The sequence below is a fragment of the Leeuwenhoekiella polynyae genome, from assembly GCF_004104075.1.
GTDB lineage: Bacteria > Bacteroidota > Bacteroidia > Flavobacteriales > Flavobacteriaceae > Leeuwenhoekiella > Leeuwenhoekiella polynyae.
This window is the reverse complement of sequence record NZ_QOVK01000021.1, coordinates 24,982-37,506: the sequence shown is the minus strand read 5'-3', so window position 1 is coordinate 37,506 and position 12,525 is coordinate 24,982. Positions and strand designations below refer to the sequence as shown.

Below are 12,525 nucleotides of genomic sequence, written 5' to 3'. Positions count from 1 at the left end.
AAATTTCGTTTTTAGTTCAATTAGATCTGAAATTCAGGAATAATAGTTTTTAAGGAATTTAATGCATTAGATTAAAACCTATTAATTTAAATTCCTATAAGCGCTAGGTGTATATCCGGTATTTTTCTTAAATAACCTATTAAAATGCTGTGGATATTTAAACCCCAGTTCATAAGCGACTTGACTTATAGATTTATCACCATCAAAAATGCGGTCTTTTGCGAGGTCAATTAATTTTAAGTGAATGTGATCTATAGCAGATTTTCCGGTTTCTTTTTTGATGAGATCACCCAGATAATTTGCAGATAAATTCAATTCTTCAGCAAAATAAGATACTGAAGGAAGTCCGATTTTTTGTGGCTTTTCAGAATTGAAGTAAGCATGAAGCATGCGTTCAAAGTTTGAAACAACACCTTGGCTTAAAACTTCTCGGGTGATAAACTGGCGCTCATAAAAGCGCTCACAATAATTTAGAAGTAACTCTATGGTATTACATACGATCTGTTTACTGTGTTTATCTATAGACTGTTCTAGTTCATAATCTATTTTAGAAAAGAGATCCTTTACGATATGTTGCTCTTTTTCAGAAATGTGAAGTGCTTCGTTAAGTTCGTAGGAAAAAAATGTAAAGGAATGAATTTTAGAGGCAAGGGGAGTTCCTTTAATAAAATCAGCGTGAAAGAGTAAGGCATTACCTTTAGGATTGTAATCCTTTTGAGTTTTGATTTCAACCGCTTGTCCCGGCCCCATAAAGACTAAAGTGCCCGCTTCATAATCATAGGTATTGCGCCCGTATTGTAATTTTCCACAGTTTACACCCTTTAGAAAAATAGCATAAAAACCAAAGTTGAATTTTCCGCTTTTTAAGGGTTTTGCATCGGCACTATCAAAACATGTAATTAACGGGTGCCTGTTAGGAATATCCTTTAATGCATTATACTGTGATATCGTTTCTACTTTCAGAATGTCTTTCATAACCAAATGCCATTGTTTACCCGCAAATATACCGAACTGGTTTTAAGAATTTTGGAACTCACGCTGCAAACGGTAAAAATGGTAATAAAGGAAGTAATTTATATACAACCAAGAGCGGTAAAGTAATTGAACTTTGTAAGGAACAAAATAAAAAGCTATGAAAAATCGAGAATTGGGAAAAAGTGGTCTAGAAGTTTCGGCTTTAGGATTGGGATGTATGGGGCTTAGTTTTGGTTACGGCCCTGCCACTGAAAAAAGTCTTGCTCTAAAATTGATACGAGATGCTTATGATAAAGGTGTTACGTTTTTTGATACAGCAGAAGCCTATGGGCCATTTGAAAATGAAAAGCTCTTAGGTGAAGCATTAGAGCCTTTCCGTAAAAAGGTGGTGATCGCGACTAAATTTGGTTTTAAAGAAGGTATTCCTGGTAAGGGTTTAGATAGCCGGCCAGAGCGCATACGTGAAGTTGCAGAGGCTTCTTTAAAAAGATTGAATACAGATGTGATAGATCTGTTTTATCAGCATCGTGTAGATCCTAATGTGCCCATCGAAGAGGTGGCTGGTACTGTTAAAGATCTTATTGCAGAAGGAAAAGTAAAACATTTTGGTTTGTCTGAAGCGGGAGCAAGCACCATCAGAAAGGCACACGCTGTTCAACCCGTTGCTGCTTTACAAAGTGAATATTCGCTTTGGTGGCGAGAACCCGAACAAGAAATTATTCCTACCTTAGAAGAATTGGGTATTGGTTTAGTTCCCTTTAGTCCTCTAGGAAAGGGTTTTCTAACCGGAAAAATTGATGATAAAACGAAGTTTAGTGAAAACGACTTTAGAAATAGTGTTCCGCGGTTTAATGAAGAAAATAGAAAAGCCAATCAGGCTTTAGTAGAATTATTAGGAAAAATTGCAAAAGAAAAAGAAGCTACTTCTGCACAAATAGCTCTTGCCTGGCTGCTTGAGCAAAAACCTTGGATCGTACCCATTCCCGGTACGACAAAATTGCACCGCTTAAAAGAAAATATAGGGAGTGAAGCCATTAAATTAGAAACAGCGCATTTAGAAAAAATTGAAAATGTGCTGAATACAATTGATATTCAAGGTGCACGCTACCCAGAGCAAATGCAAAAAATGATAGAAAATTAATTGACTTTAAAAATAGAATAGAATAGAATGAAAAACACATATAAAATAGTAGGATTTTTTATGTTCCTCTTTACTCAGGTAGGCATTTCACAGGATAGTGATGTAGCAAAACAGGTTAAAGAACTTTCCATGAATAAATGGCAGTGGATGGCAGCTAAGAATGTAAGTGAGCTTAAAGATCTTTTTCATCCTCAAGCCCAATTTGTGCATATGGGCGGTAGTTGGGGTACAGATCGCGAATTAGCAATTATAGGTAGTGGAGGAATCTGGTATAAAAAAGCAGACGTTCATAGTGTATCAGTTGATGTAATCGGTGATACGGCAATTCTTTTGAATCAAATTACACTTTTAGCTGAAGTAGGAGGTAATGAAGTAACTAATCCTTTTATGGTAACTGAGGTTTATGTAAAAGAAGAAAGTGGCTGGAAGCTGGCGAACTTGTCGTTTGTGAAACTGTTAACAAGAAAACCCGGAGAATAAAAAAATAATGAGATATATAGTTTTACTAACAATTATATTATCTGTTTCCTGTATGGGCCAGGCAGATAATCCTTTGGGAAAACCTATAGAAAATAAAGCACAGCATATTTTGATTGTTTATTTGTCGCGAACAAATAATACCCGGGCGGTAGCTCAAATGATACAGAAAAAAACCGGTGGTGAAATGACTGCTATAGAACTACAAGACCCTTACCCTGAGAACTATCAGGAAATTGTAGCTCAGGTAGCAGAAGAAAACGAAACCGGTTTTTTACCTCCTTTACAAACTAAAATTAATAATCTGGATCATTATGATACGGTTTTTATAGGGTTTCCCACCTGGGGAATGCAACTCCCACCACCTATAAAAAGTTTTTTGACTACAAATAACCTTAGCGGTAAAACCGTAATACCTTTTAACACCAATGCAGGTTATGGTTTGGGAAGCACGATTAAAACAATCAATAAATTGTGTTCTGATTCTAAAGTACTTGAAGCATTTTCAGTTGAAGGCGGTATAGAACGGGACGGGATCCTCTTTGTTATGGAAGGAGAAAAAGCAGAACAAGTAGAAGAAAAGTTAGATGATTGGCTGACTAAAATCGACTTCTAAAAAAAAATCATGAAAAAAATTAATGTAAAACAGTCAACCCTTTTAGTTGTAATAAGTATGCTAACCTTTTACAGCTTATCATTTGGTTCTGCATATGCACAATCTAAAGATGAACTTAGTCCTGTTGAACAAGGGATTGCCTCAATAGCAATCGCTACAGCAAAGGGTGATACTCCATTGCTTAATAAAGCATTACATAGAGGTCTTGATTTTGGGATGACCATAAATCAGGTAAAGGAAGAGTTAGTACACCTCTACGCTTATTGTGGTTTTCCCAGAAGCCTTATGGCCATAAATACATTGACTGAAGTTCTTCAAGAGCGAAAAGATAAAGGTATTCAGGATCAAGAGGGGCCGGCAGCAACTGATATAGATGCTGTTAATAAATACGAAGTTGGAAAAGAAGTTCTGGCTGATTTAACAGGAGTTACGGATAGGCCAAAGGCGGGTTACGCGGAAACTGTTCCCATTATTGAGATTTTTTTAAAAGAGCATCTTTTTGCAGATATTTTTAAGCGAGGAGTACTTAACTATAAAGAGCGTGAGATTGCAACTGTAGGTGCATTACTACGTATGGGAGATCTTGATCCAATGGCACGTGGACATATGGCAATTGCGATGCACCAGGGAGTTACTGAAGCTCAAATGAAACAAATTATTGAGATGGTAGAAACTCAAGCAGGACCGGAAAAGGCTTATATAGGTAAATTGCTTCTAGCAGCACTTACCGATAGCAAGGAGCCGACGCCTTCTTCCGCATTAAGCGAAATCGAAAATTTAATATTCCTCAGAGGAGAAAAATTAGACAATCCTGTATTTACAGGTAATGCATATCTCACTTCACTAATAACAGCAGATGAGGTGAATACAACTGCTGTAGGCGTAGTGACTTTTGAGCCCGGTGCACGAACTTTTTGGCACCAGCATCCTACGGGTCAGATCATTATTTCAATTTCTGGTACGGGTTTTTATCAGGAAAAAGGAAGTCCTAAACGCATCTTGAAAAAAGGGGATGCCGTGAAATGCCCTCCAAATACGCCGCATTGGCACGGCGCAAGTGATACCGAAGCTTTTGTTCAGATTGCAATTACGGATAGGTCAGAAGGGCCTACTCAGTGGTTTGATGTGGTTACAAAAGAAACCTATTTATCAAAAAAATAATATATATAGGTATTTAGTATCTTTAATAGAATTGAACAGCTTAAAATATACACTATGATTTCACTAAACGTTAATGAAAAAGATTTGCAGGTAGATGTTGATCCCGAAACACCTCTTCTATGGGTATTGCGAGAACATTTAGATCTGCCGGGTACAAAGTATGGATGTGGTGTGGCACAGTGTGGGGCGTGTGTTGTACATCTTGAGGGCGAAGCCGTGCGCTCTTGTGTTACAAAAGTTAAGCGCGCTGAAAACAAAAAGGTAGTCACGATCGAAGGTCTGGCAGAAAATAACGATCATCCCGTACAACAAGCCTGGACGGAAGTAGACGTACCACAATGTGGGTATTGTCATAGCGGTCAGATTATGTCTGCAGCAGTATTGTTAAAGGAGAATCCCAATCCAACCGATGAGGATATAGATCTGGCGATGGCAGGTAATATTTGCCGTTGTGGAACCTATTCCAGAATTCGTAAGGCGATTCATGTTGCCGCAGAAATTAATAAAAGCAGTACTTAATAATCGTTCAATTAGAAATTATGAATCCATTTAAACCTAAAAATCAAGGAAAAATTTTAAGTACTGTAGGAGGGGTTTTTCTAATTCTTTTGGTAGTAGGCATTTCAGTAGGAATGTCTGAAAAGAATTTTTCAACTGAAGACTATATAGAACTTTCAAGCCTTAAAAAAGATAGTGTAGTTTCTAAGGAAGCCTTTAAGAAAGTCTACTCTGTATTGATGCATCCACGCTGTATGAATTGCCATCCTTCGGGAGATATTCCGCTACAGGGTGATGACAGTCATTTACATGGCATGTCACCACAACGCGGTGAAGACGGAAAAGGGGTGTATGCGATGAAATGTGCCAATTGCCATCAAAATGAAAATACACCCGGTAAACATGCTCCCCCGGGAAATCCCGAATGGCATTTGCCACCCGCGGATATGAAAATGATCTTTCAAGGAAGAACCGCTAATGAATTGGCTAAACAATTAATTGACAAATCTAAAAATGGAAATAAATCCATTAAAGATTTAATTGCACATGCTGAAGATACTTTAGTAAAGGCTGGTTGGCATCCCGCTGAAGGGCTATCCTTGCCGCCAATGAGTCATAAAGAATTTAAAGAAGCTTGGGTAACCTGGCTTAAAGCCGGTGCTTACGCTCCTGATAATTCTGAATAACCCAATTAGAAGAACTGCACCTGAATAAAGTAAGTCTCATTTTAGTTACCCTTCTAAGTATTTCCTGTAGAAAAGAGGTTGGACATAGTCAAAATCTTGACGTGGATAAAATGATGATTCGAATGGCTGAAATTGAGATTGAACCTGCCTTTCTAGATGATTATAAATCAATACTTAAGGAAGAGTCTAAAGTCTCCGTCATATTGTAACCCGGTGTGATTTCAATTTATCCTAGGTATCAAAAAAGAAAACCCACTGAAATTGAACTATTATTAGATATCTATGCAGGTAGTAACGCATACAAAGCACATTGGGAAACACCACATTTTAAAAAGTATAAAACGCAAACCTTAAAAAGGATGAGGTCTTTAAAATTAATTGATTTGAATGGGATTGATGAAGAAACGATGCCCATAATTTTTAAGAAAATGAACTAAAAAGATCCGCCAACGGGTCAGTAAGGGTCGGGTCTGTAAATTAAACTGGGTCTGAGTTTCTAAAACCCTTATGTTTTGCTGGAGATGGCTCATTGGTTTACGCCGCAATAATAGTAAAAAGCAGCGGTTCTATAATTATCATTTTAATGTAAACCATTACGTATATCAAATAATATTCTAAATCTTTATTATTTGCCTAGAAACTAATTTTTTCTGATTGGTTTCTCAAAGAATTTACCGCTTTATTTCTTCCAACCGCTATTATTTCGCTAATAATGGCATTTGCAATTTCTTGTGGTGTTATTGCAGAAATATCTAATCCCGCTGGACCATATAATTTATCAATAATACGGTCTGCCTTTTCAGAATGAACTTCTATGAGTTCATTTATTAACTTTTCTCTTCTTTTGACAGAACCGAGTAGCCCAATATAAAGGGGGTTGGTTTCTGCTAGATTATAAAGAAAATTTAAGTCTGTAGCATAATTATGATTCATCAGTACTACTGCAGAATTATCATCTATTTCTAATATTTTAGTATCAATGGGATTTAGATGTTTTACAGACTCAACACCGGGAAAGTGACTCTTATTTCTTGGATCTTTTGGTGATGCGATAAGAGTGACCTTCCATCCCATATAAGAACCGATTAATGCCAGTTGGACGGCGTCATGTTCCGAACCTATTATGAACAGCTGGAAAAGCGGCGACAACTCCTGAATAAACATTTTCAATATTGGGGATTGCCCGTTAATAGAAGCTTCTGAAATAGAGTTTCTGTCTTTTAGTGTGAATATTGATCCTAATTCATTGGAGTAGGTTTCTGTATCTAAGGTGTAGGTAACATAAATCTTGATGATGACTCTATTATTTATAGCCGATAGGATTTTCTTAAATTGAGCTTCATCTGTAAAAAAGGGCTCAATCAGAATATACAAAATCCCCTCGCAACCTAATCGATAACGTCCGTCATAAGTCATCATCTTTGCCTTACCGGTTCTAAAAACAGTTGCAGCTTGAAAATAAATTTCCTTTTCTACACAACCACCGCTGACAGCACCGGTCATTTCTCCTTTTTCAGAGATTAACATTCTAACTCCTGGTTTGCGGTAAGAAGATCCCTCTAAATGAACTACTGTAGCTAGAACAGCAGCCTTATTCTGCTTGAAATATTGATAAGAGGTTTCAATAATTTTTTTAAACTCGTGAGTCATTAATAACTTTTCTAAAGGAGTTTACAACATTTCTTCCTCGAAAGGATGGTTGTAGTGCCGTTTATTTTTTGCCCGGGACAATGCATTAGTATACGCGGCAAAAATAGGAGGGAACGGGGGCTCTCCTAAACCAGTAGGGTTTTTACCATTTTCAACAAAATGCACTTCAATATCTTTAGGAGCTTCCGGCATACGTATCAATCTGTAATTGTAAAAATTACTTTTCTGTGGCACACCGTCTTTAAAAGTCATTTTGCCAAACATCGCATTTCCCAAACCATCGGTAACCGCGCCTTCCACCATATTTCGTGCAGCATCCTTATTGATAACAATGCCGCAGTCTACAGCACTATACACTTTATCAAAAACTAATTTTTCATTTTCGTTTTTTAAATCAACTACGTGACCTACGTAACTGTTGTGGCAGTAGTAGGCCGCAACACCCCGATGAACACCGGGTTTTGAAATTTCCCAGTTTGATTTATCACGTAACAATTCAAGTAGCACTATAAAGCGATCTGCTTCGTAATCATTGTCTTTGCCTACCGGACCTGTTTTTGCTTTTTCAAACAATTCTAGTCTAAATGCAATAGGATCCTTACCGGCGGCAACAGCAACCTCGTCCAGAAACGCCTGTTCAGAACCGCCCATAAAATTAGAACGCGGAGCTCTAAAAGCTCCGATGGTAATGTTTGAATTAATTTGCCAGCTTTCAGCTAGATAATTGTCAACCGCTCCTGCCGGGAAACGGTTTGCATGCAGCGGACTCTCAGGTATACCGCCTGTTTTTATGTGGTAGGCAACCATTTTATTATTTTCATCCAAAGCTGCTCTAAAAGTAGCGTGGTAGGCAGGACGGTAAATGCCGTAAGTCATATCGTCCTCGCGGGTATACACCAACTTGACCGGATTTTTTATTTTTTGAGAAATTACAGCAGCTTCAACGACCTCGTGAGAATATGCCCGTCTGCCAAAACCACCACCCATACGGGTCATAATAATTTCAATTTGATCTTTACTCATTCCTAGCCGTGCGGCAACCGTAGGCTCTGTAAGTTCGGGAGCCTGTAAAGGACCGGCTAATATTGCTTTATCTTCAGTAACGTGAGCAAAAAAGTTTACCGGTTCCATGGCATTATGTGCTAAAAAAGGAGCGGTATACGTACTTTCAATAACCTTAGCGGCATTTTTAAATGCTGTTTCAGGATCACCATCTTTGCGTACTACAGTACCAGGTTCTTTAGATTTAGCATCCATCTGTTCCAAGTGATCTTCAGAACTCTCCAATCCTGCCGGAACTACCTGAGTCGATTTATTGCCAAAGACATTGAGTTTAAGCGTATGTTCTTCAAAGGGTTCCCACTCCAGTTTTAATGCTTTTTTTGCTTGCATAACTTGCCAGGTAGAATCGCCTACCACTACCACTAGATTGGGAAAGGTAGCGGTGTCAAAGATGTTTAACTCATAGCCTTCATTGTAAATGTCAATATCAAAAATATCAGTTATTCCAGGCATTTTTAAAGCTTCCGTACCGTCGTAAGATTTCAATTTAAGTCCAAATGCAGGAGGATGTGCTATGGTAGCATACTTCATTCCTGGAACCTTATAATCCATTCCAAATAAGGGTTTTCCGCTTACAATGTCTGGTAAAGCAACATTCTTTTTAGAGCTGCTTATAATCGTAAAATCTTCGGTATTTTTTAATTCTACAGACTCTGGAACTTTTTCTTGCGATGCTGCTTCAGCCATTTCGCCATAAGTACTTGTTTTACCGGATGTATGCTTTAAAATGCCTTTTTTGATTGTAATTTCTGAAGCTGAAACATTCCAGACTTTGGCAGTGGCATTAATTAGCATCTGGCGTGCTGTTGCTCCCGCTGTACGTAAGGCATTATAGCCTTGCCTTACAGATTGACTGCCGCCAGCAAATTGTCTCGTATATAAATCGGTACGAAAAGAGGCTTGCTTTACAACAACTTGATCCCAGTCGACGTCTAATTCCTCAGCAACAATCATAGGTAAGGATGTTAATACATTTTGACCAAATTCTGGATTGGGAGCCATTATTGTTACTGTCCCATCTGTAGCTATTTTTAAATAGGCATTCATTTCAAACCATCCTTCAGGAATTTGTTCTTCAGTAATCGCATTGGTGTTAGAATGCAAGAGCCAATTGAAACTTAATAGCATTCCGCCACTGGCTAAAGCTGAGATTTTAAGAAAAGAACGACGATTTACGGAAGTTTTTATTGTACTCATAATTTTCGGTTTAAATTTCTGAAGTTCAGAAATGCTAACCAATTTAGTGAATTAAAATACTATCTGAAACCTCTTGATATGCAAACCAGTAAAAAGGGTTAGCAATGCCGTAGAATAATTAAGTTAATTGTTTAAGTTTAATATATTAGGACAGGATCTTAACTATAGATACTTCAAGTCTAAACTCATAAGCGGTTTCTTATAAAATAGACAACCCATAATAAAGCTTTGAGCCGATTAGAAGTGCTAATCGGCTCAAATTTTTACTATACTTGAGCCAATTAATTAGTTTAATCAGCTCATCATGTATAATTGGCAATACGAAGACTGGCCAAATTTTAAGTATACAACAACTGAAATTGAAGAGAAGCTCTTTAAATTCAGCCAAAGGGCTGGTCGCGTTAATGGTATATTGGAAGGACTTTCAGATACGATGCAAATGGAAGCTATCTTATCGCTAATGGTTGCTGAGGCAGTGAAAACTTCAGAAATTGAGGGAGAGTATCTGAGCCAGGAAGATGTGATGTCTCCATACGGAACAATTTGGGCTACGGTAACTCAAAATCCGTTAAAGATCCAATGGCGCGGGGTGTGGGGGATTTAATGGTGCAGGTTAGGCAAAATTTTGCAGAACCATTGACTTTTTATAAGTCTATAAATTAACTCAGGTAATTGAAGCATAATCCAGTTAAAAAGTAATCTTCACTTATATCAGATTAAAAAAACATATTAAAATACTATTTGAAGAAAATCTAAAACCTCTTTTTATTAATTTTTTAAGTTTGAATAAATATTATTAACAGGAATCAGTACTCGGGATATGTACAATATTTAATCATTAATTACATCTAACAAAAAAATCTCAGACTTGATATTAGTCTGAGATTTTAAATATTTAATTGAATTTTACAATTTATTTATTTCTTCAGTTAATTTTCTGAAACTTTTTTAATACTAATCGCTAGACCGCCACCGGGGGCTATATATTGTTTTAAACGGCTTTTAGAATTTACTATGATGCTTTTGATCGTATAATTTTGAGGGTTTACATCATAACTTGCATCTTTCGCGTCAGCATACACCGTAGCAACGTATTTCTCATTTTTTGGTAGAAAACTAAATTCAATAATAGCAGTTCTTGAGTTTTCATCTGTAATACTGCCTACAAACCAATTTTCTTTGCCTTTTTCTTTTCTAGCAATGGTTACATAATCACCAGGTTCAGCTTCTAAATACCAACTGTTATCCCAATCTACAGCTACATCTTTGATGAATTGAAAAGCATCAGGAAAACGTTTGTAATTTTCAGGTAAATCTGCAGCCATTTGCAAGGGACTATACATAGTCACATAGTAGGCTAATTGTTTGACCAACGTAGTATTTACACGTTGCTTATTCTTTCCGTAATGCGACAAATCTGTCTGAAAAATACCTGGTGTATAATCCATCGGCCCCCCAATTAACCGTGTAAATGCCAAAATACTAGCGTGTTCTGGAGCAAGCCCGCCCATTGCTTCAAATTCTGTTCCCCGAGCAGATTCTTGAGCTATCCAGTTTGGATAAGTGCGGTGCAACCCTGTAGGTCTAACAGCTTCATGGCTATTAACCATTATTTTATAATCAGCAGCTCTTTTCGCTACGTGTGAATAGTGGTTAACCATCCACTGACTATCGTGGTGTTCTCCACGTGGAATAATTTGGCCAACATATCCAGTTTTTACCGATGTATATCCGTTTTTATTCATAAAATCGAAAGCACGGTCTAATCTTCTTTCATAATTTGTAGCAGAAGCTGATGTTTCATGATGCATCATAATTTTAACACCTTTAGACTCGGCATATGTACCTACTTCTTTAACATCAAAATCTGGATAGGGAGTTGTGAAATCAAAAACGTTTTCTTTCCAATGACCAATCCAATCTTCCCAACCAATGTTCCAGCCTTCTACCAATACCGCATCAAAACCATTTTCAGATGCAAAATCAACGTAATCTTTTACATGTTTTGTTGTTGCTCCATGGCGGCCGTTAGGAGTTAATTCTCTAAAATTATCGTTAAGTTTTACGTTAGTTTCTGTACCGTAGGCCCAAGTGCTTTTACCTTCTACAAAATACTCCCACCAAACCCCTATATATTTTGTTGGTTTAATCCACGAGGTATCTTCATATTCAGTCGGTGCATTAAGATTTACTATCATATTTGATGCTAGAATATCCCGTGCATCATCACTTACAATTATAGTCCTCCAAGGAGATTGTGTATTAGTTTGCATAAAACCTTTGTTACCCAAAGCATCAGGAACTAAATGGGAACTCATTATTTTATTTGCAACATCAACATTTAACTCCATAGCAGCATAATTTTGAAGTGCAGCTTCATGAATATTGATGTATAAACCATCGTCAGATTTCATCATTGATGGTGTTTGTACAGCTAATTCTTGAATAGGTGTCTGTGAATTAATAAAAATAGTAGCTTCTTCTATTTTACTTGGTATCTCTGAGATTTTTGAAGTTGTATACGCATACTCATTGGTATCATAATCCCCTGGAATCCAAAATATTTTATGATCACCATTAAGCGAAAACTCTGTATGTTCTTCTTTAATAACAAAATAATTTAGCGTGGCTTGCTTAGGAAACTCGTATCTAAATGCTAGCCCATCATTAAATAATCTAAAGCGTAAGAAAATATGTCTATTGTCTAATTCTGGTTGAATTAATTTGATTACCAGTTCGTTATAATTATTACGAATTGTTTTTTGTTTACCCCAAACTGGACTCCAGTTTTCATCAATTTCATCAGTATTAATTTCGTCAATTTTAAAACCATCTATTAGAGATGGAATATCTTTAAGTTCAATCCCTAACTTACTAGGTAGAATTGCTGATATGTTTTTGTAGTTTAATGAATATAGTGGAGTTCCCTCTTCATTTAATTTTATCTTTAATTCTAAATTACCGTTAGGAGATTTTAAATTTTGAGCATTTAATAAGCTTATATTCAGGCATAAAAACCCAATAAAAATTATAAGTTCAATACGTAGGTTATTCATTGTTAA

Annotated in this window: 11 protein-coding genes; 7 read left to right on the top strand and 4 right to left on the bottom strand. The window is 36.8% G+C overall.

Annotated elements, in window-relative coordinates; translation table 11 throughout:
* Positions 1-81: 81 nt before the first annotated feature.
* On the bottom strand, positions 82-975 hold the full coding sequence (locus tag DSM02_RS16650) for a helix-turn-helix domain-containing protein (protein WP_128766677.1): 894 nt from the start codon (positions 973-975) through the stop codon (positions 82-84).
* Between the two features lie 157 nt (positions 976-1,132).
* Between DSM02_RS16650 and DSM02_RS16645 the strand changes: the two genes are divergently transcribed.
* The 6 genes from DSM02_RS16645 to DSM02_RS16620 are packed head-to-tail and all read left to right on the top strand — an operon-like array spanning position 1,133 to position 5,554.
* On the top strand, positions 1,133-2,116 hold the full coding sequence (locus DSM02_RS16645) for an aldo/keto reductase (protein WP_128766676.1): 984 nt from the start codon (positions 1,133-1,135) through the stop codon (positions 2,114-2,116).
* 27 nt (positions 2,117-2,143) lie between these two features.
* Entirely contained in the window at positions 2,144-2,596 is a 453-nt protein-coding gene (locus DSM02_RS16640; RefSeq protein ID WP_128766675.1) for a nuclear transport factor 2 family protein, read from the top strand.
* Positions 2,597-2,603: 7 nt separating this feature from the next.
* Positions 2,604-3,209 (top strand): flavodoxin family protein, encoded by a 606-nt coding sequence (locus DSM02_RS16635; protein WP_128766674.1) that lies wholly within the window; start codon positions 2,604-2,606, stop codon positions 3,207-3,209.
* 9 nt (positions 3,210-3,218) lie between these two features.
* Positions 3,219-4,370 carry a carboxymuconolactone decarboxylase family protein gene (locus DSM02_RS16630; protein WP_128766673.1) on the top strand — a complete coding sequence of 384 codons (1,152 nt, stop codon included), beginning with the start codon at positions 3,219-3,221 and terminating at the stop codon, positions 4,368-4,370.
* A 54-nt stretch (positions 4,371-4,424) separates the two neighbouring features.
* Positions 4,425-4,889: a (2Fe-2S)-binding protein gene (locus tag DSM02_RS16625; RefSeq protein WP_128766672.1), complete on the top strand. Its 465-nt coding sequence runs from the start codon at positions 4,425-4,427 to the stop codon at positions 4,887-4,889.
* A 20-nt stretch (positions 4,890-4,909) separates the two neighbouring features.
* A complete protein-coding gene (locus tag DSM02_RS16620; RefSeq protein ID WP_128766671.1) occupies positions 4,910-5,554 on the top strand; it encodes a hypothetical protein in 645 nt (214 codons plus the stop codon).
* 633 nt (positions 5,555-6,187) lie between these two features.
* On the opposite strand, the gene DSM02_RS16610 is transcribed toward DSM02_RS16620, so the two are convergent.
* Together DSM02_RS16610 and DSM02_RS16605 are read right to left on the bottom strand one after the other, a co-directional pair.
* Positions 6,188-7,204 carry an XdhC family protein gene (locus DSM02_RS16610; protein ID WP_128766670.1) on the bottom strand — a complete coding sequence of 339 codons (1,017 nt, stop codon included), beginning with the start codon at positions 7,202-7,204 and terminating at the stop codon, positions 6,188-6,190.
* A gap of 21 nt (positions 7,205-7,225) precedes the next feature.
* Complete coding sequence (locus tag DSM02_RS16605) at positions 7,226-9,463, bottom strand: xanthine dehydrogenase family protein molybdopterin-binding subunit (protein WP_128766669.1); 2,238 nt, start codon at positions 9,461-9,463, stop codon at positions 7,226-7,228.
* 304 nt (positions 9,464-9,767) lie between these two features.
* Here DSM02_RS16605 and DSM02_RS16600 point away from each other — a divergent pair, with 304 nt between their 5' ends.
* The gene (locus DSM02_RS16600) at positions 9,768-10,067 is read left to right on the top strand and encodes a DUF4172 domain-containing protein (RefSeq protein WP_128766668.1); all 300 of its coding nucleotides are present in this window, start codon (positions 9,768-9,770) and stop codon (positions 10,065-10,067) included.
* A gap of 325 nt (positions 10,068-10,392) precedes the next feature.
* Here DSM02_RS16600 and DSM02_RS16595 read toward each other — a convergent pair whose 3' ends face one another.
* Positions 10,393-12,519, bottom strand: a complete 2,127-nt coding sequence (locus DSM02_RS16595) for a glycoside hydrolase family 97 protein (protein WP_128766667.1) — start codon at positions 12,517-12,519, stop codon at positions 10,393-10,395.
* Positions 12,520-12,525: the final 6 nt, after the last annotated feature.

What these genes read in the sequence shown, in the direction of transcription:
- DSM02_RS16650 (WP_128766677.1), bottom strand. Translation starts at nt 975, where the DNA reads ATGAAAGACATTCTGAAAGTAGAAACGATATCACAGTATAATGCATTA.
- DSM02_RS16645 (WP_128766676.1), top strand. Translation starts at nt 1,133, where the DNA reads ATGAAAAATCGAGAATTGGGAAAAAGTGGTCTAGAAGTTTCGGCTTTA.
- DSM02_RS16640 (WP_128766675.1), top strand. Translation starts at nt 2,144, where the DNA reads ATGAAAAACACATATAAAATAGTAGGATTTTTTATGTTCCTCTTTACT.
- DSM02_RS16635 (WP_128766674.1), top strand. Translation starts at nt 2,604, where the DNA reads ATGAGATATATAGTTTTACTAACAATTATATTATCTGTTTCCTGTATG.
- DSM02_RS16630 (WP_128766673.1), top strand. Translation starts at nt 3,219, where the DNA reads ATGAAAAAAATTAATGTAAAACAGTCAACCCTTTTAGTTGTAATAAGT.
- DSM02_RS16625 (WP_128766672.1), top strand. Translation starts at nt 4,425, where the DNA reads ATGATTTCACTAAACGTTAATGAAAAAGATTTGCAGGTAGATGTTGAT.
- DSM02_RS16620 (WP_128766671.1), top strand. Translation starts at nt 4,910, where the DNA reads ATGAATCCATTTAAACCTAAAAATCAAGGAAAAATTTTAAGTACTGTA.
- DSM02_RS16610 (WP_128766670.1), bottom strand. Translation starts at nt 7,204, where the DNA reads ATGACTCACGAGTTTAAAAAAATTATTGAAACCTCTTATCAATATTTC.
- DSM02_RS16605 (WP_128766669.1), bottom strand. Translation starts at nt 9,463, where the DNA reads ATGAGTACAATAAAAACTTCCGTAAATCGTCGTTCTTTTCTTAAAATC.
- DSM02_RS16600 (WP_128766668.1), top strand. Translation starts at nt 9,768, where the DNA reads ATGTATAATTGGCAATACGAAGACTGGCCAAATTTTAAGTATACAACA.
- DSM02_RS16595 (WP_128766667.1), bottom strand. Translation starts at nt 12,519, where the DNA reads ATGAATAACCTACGTATTGAACTTATAATTTTTATTGGGTTTTTATGC.